The 24,124-nt window shown below is 43.4% G+C and carries 17 protein-coding genes and 1 pseudogene; 9 read left to right on the plus strand and 9 right to left on the minus strand.

Features of this window, described 5'->3' with window-relative positions; all coding sequences use genetic code 11:
• Positions 1–4 precede the first annotated feature (4 nt).
• Positions 5–2,290, minus strand: a complete 2,286-nt coding sequence (locus tag RM544_RS05020; RefSeq protein WP_311360657.1) for a TonB-dependent receptor — start codon at positions 2,288–2,290, stop codon at positions 5–7.
• A gap of 217 nt (positions 2,291–2,507) precedes the next feature.
• Between RM544_RS05020 and RM544_RS05025 the strand changes: the two genes are divergently transcribed.
• From RM544_RS05025 to RM544_RS05060, 8 genes are all read left to right on the plus strand, one after another.
• Positions 2,508–3,803, plus strand: coding sequence for a GntP family permease (locus RM544_RS05025; RefSeq protein WP_311360658.1), 1,296 nt, complete (start codon positions 2,508–2,510; stop codon positions 3,801–3,803).
• A gap of 81 nt (positions 3,804–3,884) precedes the next feature.
• Positions 3,885–5,060, plus strand: coding sequence for an E22 family MetX-like putative esterase (locus RM544_RS05030; protein ID WP_409220073.1), 1,176 nt, complete (start codon positions 3,885–3,887; stop codon positions 5,058–5,060).
• An 18-nt stretch (positions 5,061–5,078) separates the two neighbouring features.
• Positions 5,079–6,155 carry an extracellular catalytic domain type 2 short-chain-length polyhydroxyalkanoate depolymerase gene (locus RM544_RS05035; protein ID WP_311360660.1) on the plus strand — a complete coding sequence of 359 codons (1,077 nt, stop codon included), beginning with the start codon at positions 5,079–5,081 and terminating at the stop codon, positions 6,153–6,155.
• Positions 6,156–6,188: 33 nt separating this feature from the next.
• A complete protein-coding gene (locus tag RM544_RS05040) occupies positions 6,189–6,962 on the plus strand; it encodes a 3-hydroxybutyrate dehydrogenase (RefSeq protein ID WP_311360661.1) in 774 nt (257 codons plus the stop codon).
• A gap of 90 nt (positions 6,963–7,052) precedes the next feature.
• A complete protein-coding gene (nadK, locus tag RM544_RS05045) occupies positions 7,053–7,928 on the plus strand; it encodes an NAD(+) kinase (RefSeq protein WP_311360662.1) in 876 nt (291 codons plus the stop codon).
• A complete protein-coding gene (locus RM544_RS05050) occupies positions 7,928–9,160 on the plus strand; it encodes an anhydro-N-acetylmuramic acid kinase (protein ID WP_311360663.1) in 1,233 nt (410 codons plus the stop codon). Before nadK ends, RM544_RS05050 begins: the two co-directional genes overlap by 1 nt.
• A 104-nt stretch (positions 9,161–9,264) precedes the next feature.
• Entirely contained in the window at positions 9,265–10,938 is a 1,674-nt protein-coding gene (gene recN / locus RM544_RS05055) for a DNA repair protein RecN (protein WP_311360664.1), read from the plus strand.
• 199 nt (positions 10,939–11,137) lie between these two features.
• Positions 11,138–11,494 (plus strand): outer membrane protein assembly factor BamE, encoded by a 357-nt coding sequence (locus RM544_RS05060; protein WP_311360665.1) that lies wholly within the window; start codon positions 11,138–11,140, stop codon positions 11,492–11,494.
• On the opposite strand, the pseudogene RM544_RS05065 reads toward RM544_RS05060, so the two are convergent.
• The 5 genes and pseudogenes from RM544_RS05065 to fabB form a co-directional block, all read right to left on the minus strand.
• Positions 11,495–12,463 (minus strand): annotated as a pseudogene (locus RM544_RS05065) (GGDEF domain-containing protein).
• A 150-nt stretch (positions 12,464–12,613) separates the two neighbouring features.
• Positions 12,614–15,898 carry a FimV/HubP family polar landmark protein gene (locus RM544_RS05070; RefSeq protein WP_311360666.1) on the minus strand — a complete coding sequence of 1,095 codons (3,285 nt, stop codon included), beginning with the start codon at positions 15,896–15,898 and terminating at the stop codon, positions 12,614–12,616.
• Between the two features lie 206 nt (positions 15,899–16,104).
• Positions 16,105–17,121, minus strand: coding sequence for an aspartate-semialdehyde dehydrogenase (locus RM544_RS05075; RefSeq protein WP_311360667.1), 1,017 nt, complete (start codon positions 17,119–17,121; stop codon positions 16,105–16,107).
• Between the two features lie 49 nt (positions 17,122–17,170).
• On the minus strand, positions 17,171–18,319 hold the full coding sequence (locus RM544_RS05080; protein WP_311360730.1) for a 4-phosphoerythronate dehydrogenase: 1,149 nt from the start codon (positions 18,317–18,319) through the stop codon (positions 17,171–17,173).
• A 109-nt stretch (positions 18,320–18,428) separates the two neighbouring features.
• Complete coding sequence (gene fabB / locus RM544_RS05085; protein WP_311360668.1) at positions 18,429–19,643, minus strand: beta-ketoacyl-ACP synthase I; 1,215 nt, start codon at positions 19,641–19,643, stop codon at positions 18,429–18,431.
• A gap of 255 nt (positions 19,644–19,898) precedes the next feature.
• On the opposite strand from fabB, the gene mnmC reads away from it, so the two are divergent.
• Positions 19,899–21,923, plus strand: coding sequence for a bifunctional tRNA (5-methylaminomethyl-2-thiouridine)(34)-methyltransferase MnmC2/FAD-dependent 5-carboxymethylaminomethyl-2-thiouridine(34) oxidoreductase MnmC1 (gene mnmC, locus RM544_RS05090; protein ID WP_311360669.1), 2,025 nt, complete (start codon positions 19,899–19,901; stop codon positions 21,921–21,923).
• 7 nt (positions 21,924–21,930) lie between these two features.
• On the opposite strand, the gene RM544_RS05095 is transcribed toward mnmC, so the two are convergent.
• From RM544_RS05095 to RM544_RS05105, 3 genes are read right to left on the minus strand one after another with little or no spacing between them, the layout of a single operon-like run.
• The gene (locus RM544_RS05095) at positions 21,931–22,692 is read right to left on the minus strand and encodes a FlgO family outer membrane protein (RefSeq protein WP_311360670.1); all 762 of its coding nucleotides are present in this window, start codon (positions 22,690–22,692) and stop codon (positions 21,931–21,933) included.
• A gap of 1 nt (position 22,693) precedes the next feature.
• A complete protein-coding gene (locus RM544_RS05100; RefSeq protein WP_311360671.1) occupies positions 22,694–23,449 on the minus strand; it encodes a FlgO family outer membrane protein in 756 nt (251 codons plus the stop codon).
• Complete coding sequence (locus RM544_RS05105) at positions 23,446–24,087, minus strand: FlgO family outer membrane protein (RefSeq protein WP_311360672.1); 642 nt, start codon at positions 24,085–24,087, stop codon at positions 23,446–23,448. Before RM544_RS05105 ends, RM544_RS05100 begins: the two co-directional genes overlap by 4 nt.
• Positions 24,088–24,124 lie beyond the last annotated feature (37 nt).

The following is a 24,124-nucleotide window of genomic DNA, read 5'->3' on the forward strand; positions in this document are numbered from 1 at the left end:
TTTTTTAGAAGCGGTAACCAACAGTTAAGTGAACTGTACGTGGATCGCCATAATAACCGATTAATGTAGTATCACCACCCAAGCCAGGCAGTAATTCGCCATTAGGGCCAACACCTACAAAGTCATATCCACCGACTAAGTACTCTTCATCTGTTAGGTTTTTACCGTGCAGACTTGCGTACCAATCGCCTTCATTGCTTTCCCAGCTAACACTCACATTGAACATGCCGTAAGCGTCCTGTTCCAGCAGGTCACTGGTTTCGAACAATAGGTAATCGCCTCTGTAGTAATAGCCCGCATTGATCACAAAGCCACCAACGTTAGTTTCCAAGAAGTAGTTTGCTGACAAGTTAACAGTCGTCTCAGGGGTGTTAGACAAACCAATTAATGGCGGAATTGCATTGTTTACTTCAATTTTTTCGTCGATATAACCCAAGGCTAAATCAAAGGTCAAATTATCAGTTGCCACGTAGGTAACTTCAGCTTCAAGACCGGTTGCAGATGTTTCTGCAACATTTCGTAGCACTTGCTGTAAATCCGTTGCACTATTTCCTTCTCCAAACCCTACGTACTGTCTGTCTTTATGATCGAACGAGAACAGGGTGACATTCGTCCGCAGTCTATCATTCCAGTCTGCTTTCATGCCCACTTCAAGTGAATCAACGATTTCTGGATTAACACCGTCTTCGTTAATCGTCGCTCTTGGGTTAAATGTACCTGACTTGAATCCTTGTGAGTAACTCGCGAATAGTAAAATATTATCTGCCGCTTGATACTCAAGACCTAATCTTGGTGTGAAACGAGACCAACTTTGGCTCTTCGGCCCATCTAATACACCATCACCATTGGCATCATCACCCAGCACAGTCGGGACTAATTGTCCATCAGGGCGAACATAACCAGGGATCCAACCGCTTTGTGGATAAACGTTCGCAAAAACTAAACCATTATTTACAATGGCGGTTTTTTCTTCGTCAGTGTAACGGGCGCCCACTGTCATGCTAAGTGTTTCAGATATATCGAAACTTGCTTGTGTGTATGCAGCCCAGCTCTCTGAATTATTGCAGCCGGTCACTTCACGAGTTAAACCCGGAGTGCCGAACGCGGCTCGACCGAGGAAGCCAAGAATGGCGTCAAAATTACCGCATGACTCACCGTCATACAAATAGATACCGCTGACTAGAGAGTAACCATCAGTGCTGTAATTAGCCTGAATTTCATGTGTGCTGTTCTCATCTTTATACTCTGCTGGTACATCAAAAATATCGAGTGCCGTATTATCAAAGTCTATATTAGTTGGCGAGTAACCTTCTCTGCGTGACGCAATATATTTCAGTTCTAGCTCATCACTGTAATCATAAGAGATCATCAGGCTATACCCTTCAAGCTCAACCAAGTTGCTGGTCGGCAAGCTAGTGTATGAGTCGTATACCGAATCTGGCACAGGCGCATTGGTTAACAAGCTTGGTAAAAGTCGATACCCTCCCTTAGCGTTAGACGTATCGCGTGTTTTGTCCCAGTTTAATTTTATAAATAAATCATCTGCAGGGCGAAATTCAAGGTCAACTCTAGCGGCCCACAAGTCTTTGTTGTAGTTTTCGCGATCTTGATTTGCTAAAGCAGACTGCAAGTATTCACCAAAGCCGTCTCTACTCAAATCGGCGAAACCAAATCCAACATAGACTTTATCGTCAACAATAGGCAGTTGACCGGTAAGTTTAACATCGCGCTGAGAATAGCTACCCACAGTCGCTTCTGCGTTAAACTCGGTGCCGCCTGACATTGGTTTAGTCACATATTTTATCGCACCACCTATGGTGTTTTTTCCATAAAGTGTGCCTTGAGGGCCACGCAAAACTTCGATGCGATCAACGTCAAGTAAATCAAGCACAGCACCCTGTGGGCGAGCAATGTATACGTCATCAATATAAATACCGACACCTGGTTCATATCCCCAAAGCGGGTCTTGCTGACCTACGCCACGAATGAACGCCGTTAAGGTAGAGTTTGTACCACGGCTGGTTTGTAATGTTGTATTTGGGGAAAATTGTTGTATCTCAGTAATTTGAGCAATCCCCTTTTCACTGAGCTCTTTTGCACCAATGGAGGTGACTGCTAGTGGTACTTCTTGGAGGTTCTCGCTGGTCTTTCGAGCGGTAACCTGAATTCTTTCTAGTCGGATTTCTTCTTTGACTTCCGTCTCTTGAGCAGCAAGTTGCGGTGCGCTTAATGCCGTACTGACGGCGATAGCAAGTAATGCTAGTTGTGGTGTTCTTTTTGCAAGTTTCATTTGTTGGTGTCCCCTATCAAACTTCTTACTTCGTTATTGTCGATTATGTTCTATTTTTTATAGCTACGACTGCGGTCCTTATTTAATCTAGGTTAAAACTGATAAAAGGTAACTAGTACCATCGTACTATGGGCATTATGCTAAGGATAACGCACACTTAGGCATGCCTTGCGCTCTGCGGTCACAGAGAATTCACTCGGCAATTAGGAAAATAATAATGATAAGTTTACTCGGCTTAATCGGTGGCTTGGGCCTTCTGATTTGGTTAACGATTAAAGGAATGAACCTGTTTATTGCAGCCCCGTTGTGCGCGCTGTTAGTCGCCTTGACCAACGGGCTACCTATATTCATTGGCGATACGAATTTTGTCGCCACTTACATGTCTGGCTTTACTGGCTTTATCGCCTCTTGGTTTTTTATGTTTTTGCTTGGCGCACTGTTCGGCAAATTCATGGAGGATACAGGAGCAGCTGACTCTTTAGCAAAATGGATAATCGACCGACTCGGCTACAAGCAAGCAGTTTTCGCGGTTGTCGCTGCATGTGCCATTTTGACCTATGGCGGCGTTAGCGTATTCATTGTTGCGTTTTCAGTCTACCCGATGGCCTTGAGTTTATTTAAAGATGCCAACCTGCCCCGTCGCTTCATACCCGCTACGATGGCCTTTGGCTCCGTTACTTTTACGATGACATCAGCAGGTTCACCTGAAATACAGAACTGGATCCCCATTAAACATCTCGGTACGTCTCCTTTTGCAGCGTGGGAAGTTAGCTTCGTTGTTGCCGTTTTCATGGCACTATTTGGCTACTGGTGGCTGAAAAAGATGATTGGTAAAGCGGTGGATGCTGGTGAAGCCTTTGAAGCGAAACCAGAAGACCCAGAAATAAAACAACGTGCGCTACCTAAACCATACACTGGCCTAGTCCCGTTGCTTGTAGTACTACTCCTTTCATTCTTCCTACATGAATCTTTAGCTCAACTCGCCTTAATTGTTGCTCTAGGTGGCGGCGTACTGACCTTAATGGCAATTAACTTCTCGTATTTCCAAAACCTTGCAAAAGCTGTGAATTTAGGTACGACGGGTGCATTACTTGCAATAGGAAACACTGCTGCGGTAGTTGGTTTTGGCGCAATTGCAAAAACGACAACGGCATTTCAAGACACTGTTGAGGTGATGACTCATTTACCAGGCAATGAACTCATTGGTGCAGCAATAGCCGTGAGTGTTATTGCTGGCTTAACGGGCTCTGCTTCTGGCGGCCAAGCTATCGCACTGCCTCTTGTTGGTCCGCATTACCTCGACCAAGGCGTCGACCCAGAAGAACTACACCGTATTGTGTCAATCTCTTCTGGCGCACTCGACTCATTGCCACATAACGGCTATGTTGTTACTACCATCAGAGCTATCTGTCATGAAACGCATCAGCGTGCATATGGTCCAATGGCTGCGTTGACGGTGGTTGTGCCACTTATTGGCTTAGCGCTGGCAATTGCTTTGTTTATTTTATTCTAAAGGGATAGAAACGTGAGTTTATCGTCAATAAAAAATGTATTGAAAGCCTATCATCGTTCTCAGCAACAGAAAGCGCTCACAATGAGTCTTTGTTTTTGCCTTTTGTTTAGTTGCAATGCTATTTCTAAGCAAGAGAACACTTTGCCCTATGTTGATAAGAAGACACATCATATACCGGTATTTGACACGTTCAACGGAAAACAGATTAAAAATGTCAATTTGGGTTGGGAGAGTTACGGCGAGTTAAATGCTGACAAAAGCAATGCAATATTAATTACTCATTACTTCACAGGCAATTCCCACGCAGCGGGCAAGTACAGTAGTGATGATGCCGCGGCTGGGTATTGGGACAGTATCATTGGCCCGGGAAAAGCCATTGATACAAATCGCTTTTTCGTACTCAGTATGGACAGCTTTGCTAACTTGAGTGTCCATGACCCGATGGTGGTAACCACTGGGCCTGCAAGCATCAATCCAGAAACAGGAAAGCCCTATGGCCTTAGCTTCCCAGTGATTACCATGCGCGATATGGTAAATGCACAAAAATCCTTACTCGATAGTCTAGGTATCGATTCCTTGTACGCCGTTGCTGGCCCCTCTATGGGCTCGATGCAAGCGATTGAATGGGCAAGTGCCTATCCGGACAAGGTACCTCGTCTTATTTCGGTGATTGGTTCATCCTTTAGTGACGCTTGGACAACAGCGGCACTAGAGCAATGGTCTATCCCTATTCGCTTAGATCCTAAGTGGAATAACGGTGATTATTACGGTAAGGAAGGCCCAAAAGCTGGACTGACAGCAGCGCTAATGTTTATAACGCAAGTAGCGCTGACACCCGAGTACTTTAATAATACTGGCAAGAGCCTTAATCACTCGCCATTAGAATTGGCACCTCTGCAAGATATTCATGCCAGCCACAAAATCAACCAATGGTTACTTGAAAGAGCGAGTAGTCGAAGTGAGAAAATGGATGCGAATAGCTTGCTTTACTTAGTGCGAGCTTGCCAGCTTTTTATGGCAGGACAACAAAGCTCATGGCAGGATGGCTTACGCAATATTAAAGCGAAAACGCTATTTTTGCCGGCGACTCAAGATTTATTATTGATGCCATATCATGCCCATGATACCCATCAACAACTCAAGACCTTAAAAAAACAAAGTGAACTATCGGAAATACCTGGCGCATTAGGTCACTTAGAAGGTGTCATTGGTATACAAAAGCATGCCGAGACAATTGCAGAATTTCTGTCTAACTAAGGGAAAACAAGGAAAACCATGACTTCATTCAACAAAACCCGTTGTGCCGGTGCCATATGTCTGTGTTTAGGACTTCTCTCTTGTGTTGACAGTCAATCCACCAGTACGGCGGAAAACGCTGATATTAATGATAGTGTAGCAATCACCTTCCCTGCCATACAAACACAGAACATTAGCTTATCAGGTCTTTCTTCAGGTGCTTACATGGCACTGCAATTTCATTTATCACACTCTGAGATTGTCAATGGTTCAGCCTTAATTGCTGGAGGTCCTTACTATTGCGCTCAGAATGATATTGGCACAGCGCTAAAAAATTGTGTTTCTGACGATTCGGGTGCACTCACGCTTTCACCCCTAAATGACTATTACGATAGTGTCCTTGCATCTAAGAAAGTTGCATCTGCTAGTGACAATGTGAATGACAAGCTATGGCTATTTCACGGTACGAAGGACACTCGAATTATCGCAAGTGTGGCAGATCAACTATATGCACAAGTGATGACACTATTTACGCCAAGCAATATAAAATATGTTAACGATAAGCCGTTTGCTCATTTAATGCCTACGCTTGAATCGGGAATTGATTGTAACGTGTCTGAGGCACCGTTTATCGGTGCGTGTAATTATGATGCAGCTGGCGAACTCCTTACGTATTTAGGGCTGATTGAGACTGCCCGCAGTGAAGCCTCATCCGAAACGCTCAAAAGTCACTTAAATGCTTTCTCACAAGCGAGCTATGCGGGAGAATATGCAAACACGCTTGCTGAGAGTGGTTATGTGTTTGTACCTCCACAGTGCCTTGATGCAAAAGCCTGTCAGTTACATGTTAGCTTTCACGGTTGCAACCAAAACGCTGAAACAGTCCAAGACCAGTATGCGATGCAATCAGGCTTAAATGAATGGGCCCTAAGTAACGATATCGTAGTGCTTTATCCTCAAACTAAGAAATCTATGTTTATGCCTCTGAACCCACAATCATGCTGGGATTGGTGGGGTTATACAGGTTCAGAGTATGCAAATAAGGAAGGGCAACAAATTCAAGCTATCAAGAGTCTCGTTGAGCGCATTGACGATATCATTTTGAAGCCTCAATAAGACTTATCATTTATAAATTTAATAGGAAAGCCCATGGAAAGTAAACAACTCAATATATTTGTAACCGGTGGTGCAAGTGGAATCGGCTTTGGTATTGCCGAACATTTGGCTGGCGAAGGTCACCATATCGTCATTGCTGATATTAATGATACTGCGGCTAGCAATGCTGCTGAGAAGCTAAGCGCAAAGGGATTGTCAGCACAAGCTATTGCAGTAGATGTGTGCAATGCCGCACAAGTGGCCTCCCTGCCTGCAAGCCTGGCACCACTTAAGATAGATGTGTTAGTTAATAACGCAGGTATTCAACATGTCAGCAAATTAGAGGATTTCCCAGCAGATAAGTGGCAGTTGCTCATTAATGTTATGTTGGTTGGCCCAGCGCTTTTGACTCAAGCCTTTCTACCTCATATGCGCGAACAAAACTTTGGTCGAATCATCAATGTTGGGTCAATTCATTCAGTCATCGCCTCTCCATTCAAGTCAGCCTATGTTGCTGCCAAACACGGTTTACTAGGGTTTGCAAAAACAGTGGCACTTGAAACGGGTGACGTTGATGTGACGATTAATACGCTCTGCCCTGCTTATGTTAAAACGCCTTTAGTTGAACAGCAGATTTCGGCACAAGCAAAGGAGAACAACATGTCCGAACAGGATGTCGTTGAGAAAATCATGCTCGAGCCTATGCCTAAAAAAGCGTTTATTGAAATTGAAGAGTTAGCACAAACCGCGTCATTCTTGATTTCTCCAGCCGCAAAAAATATGACGGCGCAAACAATCATATTAGACGGCGGTTGGACGGCTCGATAAATACCAATTATCAGCACAATACGCTTGCAACTGCCTCACATTTAAGTGAAAGTTAGCACATATTCGCCGCGTTAAGTGAGAAACTGAAATATGAGCTATACAACCGTTGGCCTAATAGGGAAAACAGACCACGAAGGTAGCCGCGTCAGTCTTAATGCTTTGGTGACTGAGTTAAAAGAACGTAATTGCACGATTTTAGTAGAAGCACGCATTAAAGAAGAACTCGATGATCGCTCGTTAGAGGTTTGCGCTTTAGAAACCTTAGGAGAGCGAGCTGAGTTAGCGATTGTTGTAGGCGGTGATGGTTATATGCTCGGTGCTGCTCGTATACTCGCTCAATTCGATACAGATGTTGTTGGCGTTAACCGTGGTAATTTAGGCTTTCTGACTGATATCAACCCAGAAGATATTACCCGTCAAATCGCCAATATTTTTGAAGGTAAAGTGCACCGCGAAGAGCGCTTTTTGTTAGAAGCAAACGTCTTCAGAGAAGATAAACATCAAGAAACTAACGCTGCCGTCAATGAGATAGTTCTGCATCACGAAAAAGTGGCTCATATGATGGAATTTGAGTTATACGTCGACAATCAGTTCGTATTTAGTCAGCGCTCCGATGGTATTATTTGCGCTACTCCAACAGGTTCAACGGCTTACTCCTTATCCGGTGGTGGTCCTATATTGATGCCACAACTTGATGCACTCACTCTCGTTCCGATGTTTCCTCATACACTCAGCAGTCGACCGATCGTTGTTGATGCGAAAAGCGAAATCACACTGAAAGTGTCAAATGTGAATACCGACAATTTACAAGTGAGTTGTGACAGTCATATCGTGATTTCCTTGAAGCCCGGTGACGAAGTGCGAATTAGAAAGAATCCAAACAAGCTAAACTTAGTGCACCCTTTAGATTACAACTACTTTAATGTGCTGAGAACAAAGCTTAATTGGGGCAGTAAGCTTTACTAATGCAAGATCGTATTCAAGCACTGTATGAGCTATCAAGAAAGAACGAACGACTGATTATTGGCCTGATGAGCGGAACATCCCTCGACGGCTTAGACATAGCGCTTTGTTCTTGTTCTGGAAGCGGCAGAGACACCCAAATATCTTTATTGGCATTCGAGACCCAAGCTTATTCTTCAGAGTTTAGATCAGCAGTATCTCAAGTATTCGCAAAGCAAGCAGTAAAACATGACCTTATTTGTTGGTTAAATGCCTACATTGCACGTGAACATGCTGCAATGGTAAACCAATTCTTGCGTAAACATGAATTCCAACGCGATGATATCGATTTAATTGCCAGTCATGGGCAAACCGTTTATCACCGTCCTTTGTCACTAACCAGTATTGAGGGCCACATATCCAATGTCCCCTCTCATTCGCCTTGCAACAGCACACTACAGCTAGGAGATGGTGACCATATTGCCTCCCTAACAGGGATAATAACCCTCAGTGACTTTCGGCAAAAACACATTGCTCACGGAGGTGAAGGTGCGCCGTTGGCAATGTATGGAGATTACTTGTTACTTGCAGACAAACGTGAGAACCGATGCTTAGTCAATATCGGTGGCATTGCTAACTTCACGTTTTTACCCGCCAATAGTGCGTTTTCAGATACTGTTTGTTCTGATATAGGGCCGGGTAACACATTAATGGATGCTCTTGTGCAGCAAGCTCTTGGCGAAGCTTTTGACCGAGATGCGAGACTCGCGCGCACTGGCAAAGTCAATAAAGCCCTGTTCGCACTACTATGCAAAGAACCCTATGTTTGCGCCCCTTTGCCTAAAACCACGGGTCCTGAACTATTTAATTTGGCATGGTTATCAACCATTCAAGCCAATCATGACTTAACAGAACTCCCATTGGAAGATTTGCTCGCAACACTAAATTACTTCAGTGCTTGGTGTATTGCTAGCCACATCGAAAAATTAGACCGCCCCGTCGAGGTTTATCTGAGTGGCGGTGGCGCGCACAACCCATTGCTATGCGACAACCTAAAAACCCTGCTCGGTCAAACACTGCATACTACCGACGAGCTGGGGCTAGATGGAGACGCTAAAGAGGCCATACTCTTTGCCCTGCTGGCGAATGAATGTGTTTCCGGTAAGCCTACTAGCTTTGGTACAGGTGATACAGCGAACAATATCGCGAATAATCGACCTGTTGTAAGTATGGGCAAAATTTCTCTACCAGACTAGGGCTTACCTAATCATTTCTTTTTTTACTTTCACACAAAACCATTCTTTACATACAGCAAAACACTGTATATATTAACAGTGCACTCATAATCGGAAAAAATACAATGTTAGCGCATATTTCTGTCAAAAATTTCGCCGTAGTAAAACAAATTCAAGTTGATGTTGCACATGGGTTGACCGCAATTACAGGTGAAACCGGCGCAGGTAAGTCTATCGCTATTGACGCGCTTAGTTTATGTCTGGGCGATAGAGCCGATGCATCTAGTGTTCGCAAAGGTGCAGAGAAAGCAGAAATAATCGCGCATTTTGATATTGCCAAGGTTCCACTAGCCAAAGCATGGTTATCGGAACACGAGCTAGAACAAGAAGATAACCCTAATGAATGCTTTATACGCCGTGTAATCAACCAAGAAGGCCGATCAAAGGCATTTGTAAACGGTATCGCTGTATCATTAAACCAGCTGAAAGCCTTAGGCCAGTATCTAGTCGCTATTCATGGTCAGAATGCACATCAGCAACTTCTCAAAGTTGACAATCAACGTCGTCTTTTAGATACCTTTTCCGAACACACAAACTTATTATCGTCAGTGTCGACAGCCTTTCATAGCTTAAAGTCGAAACAGGCCGAGTTGAATCAGTTACAAGCTGAGCAACAACAACGTAATGATCGTAAAAACCTACTAGAGTACCAAGTTGCAGAGCTTGATGAATTTAGCATTGAAGAAAATGAATTTAGCGAACTAGAAATAGAGCATAAGCGCTTGAGCAATAGCCAAACTCTACTTGAACAAGCTCAATTGAGCTTTCACCAGTTATATGAAGGCGATGAGTTTAATGCTTTATCAGCCATTCGTTCGTGTATAAATAACCTGTCTGAGATGCAAGAACATGACTCGCAGCTATCACCCATTGTTGATGTTCTCTCCGAGGCAGCAATACAAGTAGACGAGGCAGCACAAGAATTAAGGCAATATAGCGAACAATTAGAAATCGATCCAATGCGCATGCAGCAAGTTGAACAGCGATACAGCCAAGCAATGGATCTCGCTCGCAAACACTATGTCTCTCCTGAAAACCTGTACGCTAAGCATATGGAGCTGGCGAATGAATACGCCAGTTTGCTAAAGGATGAAGACAGCTTGTCGGAATTGGTCATAGAATGTGAAGCGCTATTCAATGAATACAATCAACAAGCAGAGCTTCTTTGTGAGTCACGTACCAAGCACGCAAGTGTATTAGCAGGTAAAATTCAAGCTTATATTAGCGAAATGAATATGCCTCACGCTAAGGTAAGCATTGACGTTAACCATAGTATTGAGCAGGCACCGAGTGCGAATGGTCGTGACCATGTGCAAATAAAGGTCTCCACTAACCCTGGTCAGGCAGCTGATGCATTAGATAAAGTCGTCTCAGGGGGTGAGTTATCTCGAATCGGTCTAGCAATACAAGTCATTACTGCTAGCGGTAACAATATCCCTACGATGATATTCGATGAAGTAGATACTGGTATCAGCGGTCCAACAGCGTCTATTGTCGGTCGCTTGCTACGCAAGCTTGGTGAAGTATCACAAGTCATGTGCGTCACTCACTTACCGCAAGTTGCCGCACATGGACATAACCAAGTTTTTGTGACAAAGCTCAGCGATGGAGACTCCACAGAAACGAGAATGTTGAAGCTGTCTGAGCCAGAAAGAGTTAACGAAATCGCCCGCTTGCTAGCCGGTGATAAATTGACCGATACAGCAATCGCCAATGCAAAAGACTTGCTTAAATTGTAGTTCCAGCTTTGGTTTAGGACACAAAATACCCCAAACCTCCAGGACGAAAGCAAAATAGAACTAATTAAGAGTTGAATGGTCTCAGTTTAGTGGGTAGCATCTGCCCTCAGTAGAAACGAGGTAATTCCTATCTCACTTAATAGTACAGATTAAATTTTACGCAATGGCGTGGTTTAGCAACACAAACTCGGACAAATAAATGAAGTTAACGCACATCCTCATCATCTTAACGATAGTTTTTTCAACAACAGCGTGTAAAAACTGGATATATCGTATAGATATCCCTCAGGGCAATTATCTGGACGACCGCGACGTACAAAAACTGCGTATCAGTATGACCAAAGAGCAAGTTATTTATGTACTTGGGCACCCTGTAGTAGAAGATTCGTTTGATCTTGATACTTGGTATTATGTTTACGAAATGAAACGTGGCATGAGCAAACGTGGTGAAGACTTCAAGAAAGAGCTGATTATCCGCTTTGAGGGTGACAAGTTAGTTGAAGTGGTAGGCGACTTTGAATTGTCAGAAGAGTTTAATACACCGCTAGATGCTTAATTATCGAAGCGAAGGCGCAGTCACGAAGGTATTGCGCCCTCTTCGCTTGGCTTGATACATCGCAGCGTCTGCATCTTTAAACAACCTATCCTTTATTTCTACTGAGTTTTCTCCCTCTTCTATCATACTAACAGATGTGCCAATAGATACTTCCAAGTCTATAAGCTGGATGTCCGTCAGAATATCTCTACAGGCTTGTGTCAGCTCCTCAGGCTTTGCGTCGTACATAACAATAGCGAACTCATCCCCAGATAGGCGCACGGCATAATTGTGCACCCCATCGCAGCGCTATACCAATACTTCAGCAAGGTTGATGAGACAATCGTCCCCATAAGCATGACCGAAACGATCGTTAATATCTTTGAAGTTATCAACATCTACCACAATCAGTGATACTTCTTTGAACTCTGTTCGCGCTTTATCAATTAGCAAAAGAAGTTGCTTACCGAAATAACGGCTATTTTTTAAACCGGTCAGGCGGTCCGTAATCGAATCTCCATATAGTTCATGGATCATCTGATAGTTTTCCGCAAGTTGACCGACGATGCTTTTATTTATCAGTAAACACATCGCCATGATACAAGCGTAAATAAAACATTGAAAAATGACCGCGGGATAAGTCCAGCCGACAATAGGATAAACCAACATAATGAGCGCAAGCAGAATTGCGCTAATGATTGCGGTGGGTTTTATTGGCATGGTGGTCATCAGGCAGCCAATTAGGATGAGCAAGACAAAGCCTAATTCAGAAAAGTTGACGTCGTATGTTCTAGCGAGAGCAAATACAAAGATATGGACAACACCAGCGCCCAAATATACATAAAGTGACAAGCCTAGATTAGTGCTTCTTGATTTGAATTCTTTACTCCAGAAAAAATAGACAAGCACAGCTAGTGGAATGATGACAAAGATTGATCTGACTAGTATCGTAATTTGATGAACACTAGGTTCAAAACGGTAATAGTCCATCACGGTGAAAGCGAGATAAATAATAAGAGCAAATGAAAAGGACCAACGTTTGAAGCTGAGTGTTGATTGAGCTGTAAATTCATCGAGTCCGCTTTGATAGTCTTTCTTATCGCGCACACTCTGAAAAGTACGTAAGCTATCCAAGATGACTTACCCTTTTAGCTGCGCTAGCAATAACCTAGCTTCTTCTTGTTGTTCATCATCACCCTTCTCAGCAACTTCCTCGAGTAGCTCTGACGCAGCTTCATTGTCTTCCATATCGATGTAGACACGCGCCAAGTCAAGGTTACTGGCCTGATCCGCATTCATATCAACATCAATACTGGTGTCATCATTTAAAAAGCTATCTAATGACATATCTATATTTAGCTCAATTTCATCATCACTGGCAGGCGGCAGCTTTTCACTCTCTTCAATTAAGTTATCAACATCAATGAAGGCTGAATCAGGATCATTATTATCATCTGATTCATCGAAGAGCGCAGTCAAATCTAAATCTGGATTATCTAGCTCCAAATCCTGTTTCGGCTCTTTCTCCGCTTTTGTATTACTCGCCTCTTGTGTTTCCGCTTGTTCTAGGTCTGCTAGTTTAGAACCAGTGTCATCTTCTAGCGCCCCCATATCAGCTAACAAGGAGTCAAAATCTGCGTCTTCTATTTCTTGCAGCACTTCATCTTCGGTGCTTCGGTCAGCCTCTTTGTCTGTGCTAGTACCTAAATTATCTGAATCAAGGAAATCGCCTTCATCTAATTCGGATTTATCGTCATCTAACCAGTCGTCAAGGTCGGGTAGATCCAAGATACTGTCGTCGATAGTTTCATCCAAGTCGCTTGTACTTGGTGCAGTTTCCACATCAGCTTCTGGTTCTGGCTCTATTTCAGGTTTTGGCTCTAGTTCTGCTTCTGGCTCTAGTTCAGGTTCTGGCTCTAGTTCAGGTTCTAGCTCTGGCTCTTGGTCTGAGGGAAGCTCAATATCTAACTCACTCAAATCAATGTCATCTAACTCGTCTGTATCAACTTCTAAAGAATCATCAAGTTCATTATCTAATTCAGTTAATAACTCATCCGTTAGGTCAGACAGATCATTTGTCTCTTGAGAACTTTCAGCATCAACGTTAATAAAATCATCAACGTCATCGAAATCTGAGCCTGTTACCTCTGACGCTAGTTCGCTTTCAGAAGGGCCATTTTCTTCAGTCTGACCTGCTGTTGTTTGGACTTCGTCTTGACTCTGAGAGTCTACAGTTGAGTTCGCTCTGTCTGGCTCGAGTATCTCGTCCAACAATGCATCTCTGTTAGAATCCAAATCTTCATCTTCAACATGATTATTCAATAAATCATCAAGGCTGTCGTCCAAAACAGAGTCAATATCAATTTCCTCCGCCTCTTCGTCAGCGTCGAGATCAATCGTAAAATCTTCTTCATCAAGACCGCTGTCGCTCAGATCAAATACGTCGTCATCATCGTCGTCAGGCATTTCAACACCTAATTCAGATAAAAGTTCGTCGCTCAAGGGGTCACTGAGTTCTTTAACATCGACATCATCGGAAATTTCATCAAGTTCCGCTTCTGACTCAGCAAGCACTTCAGCAATATCCGCTTCAACATCTTTCGTCAGTTCGTCAATGGATTGTATTGTTCTTTGAGATTCAGCAGAGCTTGATGCTTGAGCATCTTGTTCATCAAGTGAATCTAAGTCTAGGTCATCGTCTTCTTCATAATTGTTATTGTCGATATCATCAATCAAACTATCTGTAAGCGTGTTGATTTCGATATTCTTTTCGGTAATTTCAGCTTCAATTTGTTCAATTACATTTTCTGTTATTTCACCAGAAGGGTCGAGTGAAATACCGTCTGGCACATCACCATCAAGCGCGTTCTGCTCTAAGAGGTCGTCAATACTAATTTCGTCTTGCTCATCTTCACTCTCGGTCAGATTGGTCGACGCACCGACGTCAACATCAGCCTCTGATAGCTCCGCAAATTCATCTTCCAGTCCAAGATCATCATTGTCTATACTACTCGCATCAATTGCGTTGGTAATATTGACATCACCACCTTCCAACATTTGGTCAATATCGACCTCCGGTGGCTCATCGTCTGCGTCTGCTTTCTTCGCTTCAACGTCACCGTCGAGGGCGCTTTCTAGTTCATCATCTAAACTGATTTCGTCTTCATCTAAACTGAAGTCATCTTCATCAACAGGCGATTCGAGGTCGCCAAGATCAGAATCAAGGCTATCTAAATCTAGATCATCAATATCTAGGTCGTCATCGTCGGGAAGCTCACTACCTTTGTTATCATCCTTCTGATCCGGCACCAACATTTCATCTTCTAAATCACCGAAATCATCGATATCAGGAGAAATTTCGTCAATCGTTTCTTCTAACTCGTCAGAAAGGATATCGTCAAGGAGGTCGTCATCGGATACAGTTTCGCTTTCAAGCATTGCCAACAAATCGTCTGCATCTTTACTAGCAGCATCATCTAATACAAGCTCATCCTCGTCTAACACGCTCGATTTAGGTTCATCGTTTGCATTTTGTGGCTTCGGTTTTCTTAGCAACAGTAAAGCAATCAGGACAAAAATAAGGAAACCGGCGACGGTAGTAGAAATAATGATGAAAAATGGATCTCGAATCAAAGAGCCCATCGAATCTTGCTTTGATTGCTCTTCTCGCAACTGCATAAGACGAACGAACTCTTTTAGCTCTTCGATCTCTGCGGCTTGTTGATTCAATTCTGTTTCAAACTGGTCACTCAGTTCTGTTTTTAGAGTGTTGAACTCTTCATCTTTCGCCGCCAATGTCTCAAGTACAAGACGATTTTCATCAACGATGCTCTGCGTAGCTTGAATAGATACGTCTAGCTGCTCTCTGAGTTGCTTAACAACTTGGCTTTGCTGGTTGCGTAAACGGTTTATTTGTTGTTGAAAACGCTGTTGTGCTTCATCAAGCTCTTCTTTGTTTACCAGAGGCACATCTGGTTTAAGATTGGTTTGAGTTTCTGGCGTTGTGTTTTCTGATGCTACGCTTCTACCTTGCCTGCCGGTCGCTGCCGCAAAATCACGGTCATCTTGCTGTGCTTTCGCTAAAGCGCGTTGAGGGTCGATCCGAGCAATATAACGGTCGGTAGGCAACTGCAACATTGAACCATTCACCATCGTATTGAAATTTCGATTGTTGAAGGCGCCAGGGTTCAATTCGTAAATCGCCAACATAACTTGATAAACGGTGAATTGTTGATTCTTTCTATATTGGCTTGATATAGCCCATAAAGTATCAGATTGGTCTATTGGCCCATATACAACCCCTGAATAAACATCAGCGGCATTCCTTGGACCTTGAATTTGTGTTCCTTGTGCGGCCGCATTTGCTGAAGCGATAAGCAACAGAATGAAACCAAGCGAACGAATAAGCATTAACGACCACTTCATAATAACTTTTTCGACTCTCCAAATAGGATAATATTTTAGTAATGCGTCAGGATAAGCTTACGACTCAATAACTTGGTCAGACACTATTTGCCGACAAAGCAGGTTATAGTAACTCACCTATGCGAGTTACACTTTCATCACTTTATCGGCAGTTTTGGCTCAATGTTTACTAGCATTATCTATTGCTAGATGAACATTCACTCTACTTACAAATAATCTTTAATAAGTGTTTCGGCAATTTGCACGCTGTTAGTGGCAGCGCCTTTACGGATATTGTCCGACACAACCCACATATTAATACCATGGCTATGAGAAATATCATTCCTCACTCGTCCAACATGAACCGAGTCATTGCCACTAGCTGATGACACTTGTGTTGGGAAGTCTTCTGGCTGACTGTAAAATGTAATGCCTGGCGCGTTGCTGAGTAACTGCTTCACATCTTCCGCATCAATTTGCTGACGTGTTTCAATATGAATAGCTTCACCATGACCGTAAAAAACAGGCACTCTCACTGCAGTTGCATTCACTAAGATACTATCATCGCCCATTATTTTTTGCGTTTCCCACACCATTTTCATTTCTTCTTTGGTGTAATCATTGTCTAGGAAGACGTCGATTTGTGGAATCACATTAAACGCCATTTGGCGAGAGAACTCATCACCAGTCACTGCTTTTGCATTCAATAGCTCAGCCGTTTGTCTTGCCAAGGCTTCCATTGAAGATTTACCAGCGCCTGATACCGACTGATATGTACATACATTAATTCGCTCAATACCGACAGCATCATGAATCGGTTTCAAGGCCACCATCATCTGGATAGTAGAACAATTCGGGTTAGCGATAATATTTCGATTTCTAAAATCAGCAAGTGCGTGCGCATTCACCTCTGGCACAACTAAAGGAATATCTGGGTCGTAACGGTAATGTGAGGTGTTATCAATAACAACGCACCCTGCTTCTGCAGCCATTGGTGCGAATTTCTCTGAAACACTACCACCGGCAGAGAAGAATCCGAATTGCACTAAGGACCAATCAAATTCATCGGCATTTAATACCGTCACTTTTTCACCCTTGAACTTAATTTTCCCGCCAGCTGAACGCTCACTAGCAAGAGGGTAAATCTTATTGATAGGGAAGTTTCTTTCTTCAAGTAACTCTATCATTGTCTGGCCAACTAAGCCTGTGGCGCCTAAAACGGCAACGTCGAACAATTGCGACATGAATCTGTATCTCCAAAATAATTAATTAACTAGGGCTGAACTACTGTCGTTAGTTGGCGATTAAAAACCCTAAAGCCGCTGCGGTAGAAACCATTGTTTTGTTATTGTTGGTTTCAGATTGGGCACCATTAAAATGCACCTTAGCAGCGCTACATTCTCTCCGCTGAGGATAGTTTTGCCTTATCTCTGCGAAGGCCTCTGATTTTGCCATGCGCGAGCGAAAATTACCATCATCCTTTTCAATGTCGTACATATGTTTAAGCATATGAAATACCTGATGAAAACTATCTTCTTTTGAATCAAGCGCAATTACTCTATCGTCGATTGGCAGATAATCTGATAGTTGCTTAGTAATCGGCGTTCCTGAAAACGCACAAAAGGCATCATAAACCATTGATGTGCCCCGCGCTTTCCCTTCAATTGAGTGCCCTGCAATATGCGCTGTAGCTAGACGCAAATAGGGAATCAAGCGTTTTTCAATCAACGGTTCATGCTCCCAAACATCTAGCACAATATTGAGTGCTCGCCCCTGTTCAAACAAGCTAAGTAAGTCTTGATTGTTGACCACTTCTCCACGGCATGCATTAATTAAATACTGGCTTTTTCTTAGTTGACTTAAACGACTGAGCTCAAACATATCGCGCGTTGGAAACTCTCCTTCATCAACCAAAGGAGTGTGTAAACAAATCACGTCAGCTTGCATAACAGAATCAAAACTGACGAACGCCCGCGGATCGCCTGACTTTTCTAAAGGTGGGTCATACAGAGCACAAGAAATTCCTAAAATACGAAGACGCTCAGCCACTGCGCTACCCACATTACCAGCACCGACAATCGCGACTGTTTTATCCTGTGGTATAAACCCATCTTGCTTCGCTAGATGGTAGATCGCATTAAGGACATACTCTGCTACCGCAACAGCGTTGCAGCCACCTGCAGCGTACCACTTGATCCCACGTTCTTTGAGCAAACTAGTATCAAGATGATTGAAGCCCGCCGTCGCAGTCGCAACAAAACGGAGTCTTGTGGCTTCACTTAGGAGTTGTCCATCCACTTTCGTTGTTGAACGCACGAACAGTGCATCCACGTCACGCAGTTGGTCTGTCCTTAACTCTCCGGCCGTAAAACTCTCAGCAACACCAAGGTCAGAGAAAAATTCATCAGCGTAGGGCATTGCATTATCGTAAATTATCTTCAGACCCTTCTCCTTTTAGTCTTTGTTGTGCTACTAAGGTTTTTATCGTTGTAGGAATGTAAAAAAGCCATTCGTATAGAATGGCTTTATCTCACAATTCAGCAGTAGAAACTTAATCTGTATACTTCTTAAATGCCAAACTCGCATTCGTGCCACCGAAGCCAAAACTGTTAGACATAATAAGATCTAACTTTGCATCTCTGGTGGTGGTCACAATATCTAAACCTTTAGCCGCTTCATCCAGCTCTTCAACGTTAATAGATGGTGCAATAAAATCATTTTCCATCATTAACAAACTGTAGATTGCTTCATTCACACCAGCAGCCCCTAAGGCGTGACCCGTTAGTGATTTAGTCGCACTCATTGGTGGGCTATCCTCACCAAACAGCGCTTGGATTGCTTCTAACTCTTTCACGTCGCCAACAGGTGTCGAGGTACCGTGAGTATTCAAATAATCGACTTTTTGATCAATGCCTTGCAAGGCTTGCTTCATGCATCTTACCGCACCTTCACCAGAAGGAGCGACCATGTCATAACCATCAGACGTTGCACCATAGCCAACTATTTCAGCATAAATTTTCGCGCCTCGTGCTAGCGCATGCTCTAGTTCCTCAACAACGACCATACCACCGCCACCAGAGCTCACAAAACCATCTCTTGCTGCATCATAGGTACGCGACGCTTTTGTTGGATCATCGTTGTATTTGGTCGACAAAGCACCCATCGCATCAAACTGGCTAGACAGTGCCCAATGCAATTCCTCGCCACCACCGGCAAACACCATATCTTGTTTACCCAACTGAATCATCTCAAGTGCATTCCCTATACAGTGCGCACTCGTGGCACATGCCGAAGAAATACTATAATTCACACCCTTTATCTTAAACGGTGTTGCCAAACATGCAGATACCGTTGAGCCCATGCAGCGTGTGACCATATATGGACCGATACGTTTTACACTTTTCTCACGTAAAACGTCTGCTGATATCACTTGGTTTTCTGAAGACGCTCCACCAGAGCCCGCAATGATACCAACGCGCTCGTTCGAGTATTGCTCTTCACTCAAGCCAGCATCTTCAATTGCTTGTTGCATTGCAATATATGCGTAACTTGCCGCATCACCCATAAAGCGCAGGGCTTTACGGTCAATGTGTTCTGATAATTCTAGCTTTAAGTCACCCCAAACTTGGCTACGCAGGCCCATATCAGCAAATTGCTGAGAAAAAGTAATACCCGAGCGCCCTTGTTTTAGAGAATCCGTCACTTCTTGTTTGTTGTTACCTATGCTCGATACAATGCCGAGACCAGTAATTACTGCTCTTCTCATTTTTCACCCAATTTGTTGTTGCTTAATTATTATTGTTTTGACGAGAAAATCACGCCGTTATTCAGCGCGCCATATTAACTTGTTTTGTCTTGCAAGTGGTCTGATATTTAGCATCATCATTTCAAAAGCCATGATATACTTTTTCAGTATAATTTTAATAGTTAATTATCTGTTAAGAAAAATTGAGACCCAAAAGTCGCGGTCTTTGCTATGAGTTTCCGTGTTTTCAGCTAAATTTATTTGAGTGTTATCGCTTTGACCATCCAAACTGCATCTATCAAATTCAATGAACAAGGCACCCCTATCGCAACTGAGTTCGACGATGTGTATTTTTCGAACGACAATGGTTTAGCTGAAACTCAATATGTGTTTATTGATGGTAACCAACTCGCAAGTCAATGGCAAAATACGAATGCCACTTATTTTTGTATCGGTGAGACAGGATTTGGTACGGGACTTAACTTTCTTCTAAGCGCGAAGCGTTTTCTTGAATTTCAGGCACAGAATCCATCTTCAACACTTGAACGTCTTTTCTTTCTCAGTACAGAGAAATACCCGCTTAACCCGGATGATTTGGAACTTGCTTTGCGACTGTGGCCCGAGTTAAATACCGAAGCCACGGAATTGCTGAATGCCTATCCATCCCTACTTCCTGGTTTTCATCGTTTGAGCTTATTCAATGGCAGTGTGATCCTCGACCTATTTCTGGGCGACGCCACCGAAGGTTTTTCAGCAGCGCATTCATATGAGCAAGGAAGAGTCGACGCTTGGTTCTTAGATGGATTTGCCCCCAGTAAAAACAATTCTATGTGGCAACCCGCTCTGTTTAATGCCATTGCTAGATTAAGTAGGCCAAATGCCAGTTTCGCCACATTCACAGCAGCTGGTGCAGTCAAACGTGGACTACAGGAATATGGCTTTGATGTAAGGAAGCAAAAAGGATTTGGCAGAAAACGTGAAATGTTAGTAGGACACTTTATTGCCAATAGCACTGACACAAAGCAAGCCCCCATCTTCTACCGACATACTTTGCTTGATACAAATAAGGCCGGGCAACACATTGGCGTCGTTGGTGCAGGTATTGCTGGTGCAATCACCGCATTAAAACTGATTCAACGCGGACACAAAGTTACCCTTTATTGTGCAGACGATGCTATTGCCAAAGGGGCTTCAGGCAATGACCAAGGCGGTTTTTATCCTCAGCTAAATGCTGAAGCTGGCAACGCAAGTCTAGTCCACGCCCATAGCTTTTTGTATGCACGTCGCTTTTATGACGACTTGTTAAACTCGGGTCACCATTTCGCTCACCAGTGGTGTGGCGTTCTGCAATTAGCGTTTAATGACAATGTGACAAGCCGCTATCAGAATATGATCCGCAACAATACTTGGCCTACAAGCCTAGTGCACAAACTAAACGCCAAAGAAGCAAGTGAAGTCGCAGGGGTAGAAATACCCTATCAGAGTTTATTCCTACCATTAGGGGGATGGATATCTCCTCCCGAGTTAGTACACAGCTGTGTTAACGCGTGCATTACTGCAGCAGCAAAAGATACTTTTTCAGTTAAAACAGACTTTCGTTTAGATTCTTATGACACAGATCCACAAACTCTGCAGTTACACTTTTCAAATGGACGCAGCGAGTGTGTCGATGCCCTTGTTCTGGCTTGCGGCGCTCAGTCTCCACAGTTCGAACATTTGTCACTTCCCTTTCGTCTAACACGAGGGCAAGTAGAAAGTATTCCAAGTAAAAATGAATTTTCGAATTTAGCAACCGTATTGTGTCACAAGGGATATATGACACCCGCCATGAAAGGTTTTCATGCAATGGGGTCAACTTACGTCAAAAACGAATTAAATACACAATATCGAGTTAGCGAAGCCGAGATTAATTTGGCCATGCATCAAAAAGCAATGCATGCAGCCAAGTGGTCTGATGCACTGACATTAAATCAACAAACATCACCTGGCAGAGCAGCGCTGAGGTGCTCTTTACCCGATCATCTTCCTGCGGTAGGTGCACTGCCGAATTTTGATCTTCAGCAAGATGAGTTGAATGAACTGTATAAAGCGAAACCAGACAGTTATTACCCCATACCGTCAGTAAAGAAAAATGTCTTTATGCTAACAGCCTTAGGTTCTCGGGGATTAACAACAGCGCCCTTAGCAGCCGAGGTTTTAGTTAATCAAATGATGGGCGAACCACTGCCGATGGACAATACCTTGCTAAATGTTCTCAATCCCAACCGCTTCCTTATTCGAGATTTGATCAGGCGACGATAGCTTGACGTTAATTTGTACTGTGCTCAACTCGACTAACAAACTCAGGGCGAAGACTATCAGCAATAAAGTGTGGAATTAAGACTGATGCACTGGCAACCACACGTTTACTATCGATAGAAATAATACGGGCATTGATTTGCACCCCTTTGGCTTTATCGATAAGAGTCCCAGACAACATATGGTCCATTTGCAGATCTTTCGCTAGTTCAAAGGAGTTTCTTGAAAAAACAAAGTCGCCTCTTTCAGTCACACTGATTGCGTCCATTGTTTTGAAGTCAACGACGGCCAAACCAAATTGCTGAATTTCTGAAATAAAGTATTCCGACAACTGATTACCCAACACATTAGTCTGTTGCAAGCTACGATCTAACCTAACAAACGAGGCGACACCGATTAAGTCATCTTGTTTCATCCCTGAGCTGTTTTTCAGTAGCTCCATGGATAATTGTGCAGCGTAATCTGCCAATGACTTATGCACAAAACTAGGACGGAACAGGCTAGATGGCGTATGCCAAGGCTGAACACTATGAGCTGCCGCATTTGGCAATAATGGAGCCGGCGCTTCTCCTTTATAATTATCCAAGGAAATACCGTTACGCACATTAACACCTGGCTTAGGCTGTTCTAATTCTTCCGAATAATCTGACGGTGACAACCCTTCAACCAATGGTGGTGGTGTGTAGCCCGCTGTCAGCATTCTGCCAACAGCACAAGCATTGAGCACCAACACGGCTGAAGTCAAGGCCACTAATTTGACGAAGCGACTCATATTACTCTCCTCTGATTAAGCGGACGCCATCAACGATTTCAGCCGTTTTACTCGACTCGCTAGGGATCAGCGCATCTACCACGTAAAAAGGAATAAACATTTGTGAGCTAGCAACAATCACATTTGACTCCATACCTAACATACGCGCATTAACGATATACCCACCTTGATGTTTGGTCATCGTGCCGGTGAGCACATACTGAATAGGTGTGGTACTGGTTAAATCAAGAAAATCTCTCGATAAGACGAAATCACCAGTGTCTGTCACTCGAATAAATTGGGTTGCTTTAAATTCAACAACCGGCATTCTGAATTTGTGGAATTCGTGAGTAAAAGACTCCGCAATTTGGTAACCCAAGAGGTTAGTTTCTTTCAAGTCGCTATCTATCAACGAAAAATGTGTCACTGCAACCGGTGTTCTCTCAGTGACATATTCCATATTTGAAACTAAATCTTGAGCCATGTTTCTTACATAATCACCGATGTGCTTAGCCAAAGGACGACTCTTATATGCACCATTTACGCTTGAATAAACTGCCGGACGAACAATAGCGCCAAACTCATCAATCGCATCCTGCTGCTGTTCTGTCTCTTGCATAGCAGTTTGCGTATCCAGAGCATCAACGTTTACAATTTCGTCGCTTTCAGATACAACAACTTCCTCATCAGCCGAATACAAACTGAATTGATTCATATCAGGGAGCATTGTGCAGCCCTGTATAAGCATTAAAAGTGCAATGGTAGTGAGTAGCTTCATAATGTTGCTCCGTCAGATGGATTTTCAATTCGATACAATTTGCCGCCACGCGTCGTGACTTGTTCTGTTTGCCAAAAAATATCACCAGGGAAGAACTTCGTTGCAGCAGCAACCACGTCTTTGGTTCTTGCATTGATGACGCGGGCATTGACAACTGCGCCCTGTTGTTGATGTGTAATTGTGCCAGTAATAAAAAAGTCGACACGTTGAACTGGATTCAACTGAGCAATGTCTCGAGTCAATATGCGGTCAGAATTTTCCGTAATGGTGATACTATTTGCCGCTTTATAGTCAGTGGCGATAAATCCCCTTTTTACAGCTTCAGTAATGAGACCTTGCTCTAACTGTTGGCCCAACAACATCAGTGGACCTTGGTGCTCGGCGTTCGGTTTGAAGGTATCTACTGGGACAAAGCCTGCAACAGCAAATCGATAGTTCCGATCTGGTCGCATCGCCGCAAACAGTTCATTGGCGAGTTCGTGCGTGTGCAGCTCCGCATTGCCAAGGGCAACTTTAGGTTTTATAGATTGCGCGTTTGCCGAGGGAGTGATCACTGAACACCCCGACAATGCAAACAGCAATATCAGGCTGGCAACACTCAAAACAAACAGGGCAAAGCTATTAAATGTATTTTTCACAATAGATGCTCACATAGTGGACATTGGTTTTCATGCT

Source organism: Brumicola blandensis, from assembly GCF_031846165.1.
Classification (GTDB): Bacteria; Pseudomonadota; Gammaproteobacteria; order Enterobacterales; family Alteromonadaceae; genus Glaciecola; species Glaciecola blandensis.

What these genes read in the sequence shown, in the direction of transcription:
- RM544_RS05060 (WP_311360665.1), top strand. Translation starts at nt 11,138, where the DNA reads ATGAAGTTAACGCACATCCTCATCATCTTAACGATAGTTTTTTCAACA.
- RM544_RS05070 (WP_311360666.1), bottom strand. Translation starts at nt 15,898, where the DNA reads ATGAAGTGGTCGTTAATGCTTATTCGTTCGCTTGGTTTCATTCTGTTG.
- RM544_RS05040 (WP_311360661.1), top strand. Translation starts at nt 6,189, where the DNA reads ATGGAAAGTAAACAACTCAATATATTTGTAACCGGTGGTGCAAGTGGA.
- recN (WP_311360664.1), top strand. Translation starts at nt 9,265, where the DNA reads ATGTTAGCGCATATTTCTGTCAAAAATTTCGCCGTAGTAAAACAAATT.
- RM544_RS05075 (WP_311360667.1), bottom strand. Translation starts at nt 17,121, where the DNA reads ATGTCGCAATTGTTCGACGTTGCCGTTTTAGGCGCCACAGGCTTAGTT.
- RM544_RS05030 (WP_409220073.1), top strand. Translation starts at nt 3,885, where the DNA reads ATGAGTCTTTGTTTTTGCCTTTTGTTTAGTTGCAATGCTATTTCTAAG.
- nadK (WP_311360662.1), top strand. Translation starts at nt 7,053, where the DNA reads ATGAGCTATACAACCGTTGGCCTAATAGGGAAAACAGACCACGAAGGT.
- RM544_RS05020 (WP_311360657.1), bottom strand. Translation starts at nt 2,290, where the DNA reads ATGAAACTTGCAAAAAGAACACCACAACTAGCATTACTTGCTATCGCC.
- RM544_RS05100 (WP_311360671.1), bottom strand. Translation starts at nt 23,449, where the DNA reads ATGAAGCTACTCACTACCATTGCACTTTTAATGCTTATACAGGGCTGC.
- RM544_RS05050 (WP_311360663.1), top strand. Translation starts at nt 7,928, where the DNA reads ATGCAAGATCGTATTCAAGCACTGTATGAGCTATCAAGAAAGAACGAA.
- fabB (WP_311360668.1), bottom strand. Translation starts at nt 19,643, where the DNA reads ATGAGAAGAGCAGTAATTACTGGTCTCGGCATTGTATCGAGCATAGGT.
- RM544_RS05095 (WP_311360670.1), bottom strand. Translation starts at nt 22,692, where the DNA reads ATGAGTCGCTTCGTCAAATTAGTGGCCTTGACTTCAGCCGTGTTGGTG.
- RM544_RS05025 (WP_311360658.1), top strand. Translation starts at nt 2,508, where the DNA reads ATGATAAGTTTACTCGGCTTAATCGGTGGCTTGGGCCTTCTGATTTGG.
- RM544_RS05035 (WP_311360660.1), top strand. Translation starts at nt 5,079, where the DNA reads ATGACTTCATTCAACAAAACCCGTTGTGCCGGTGCCATATGTCTGTGT.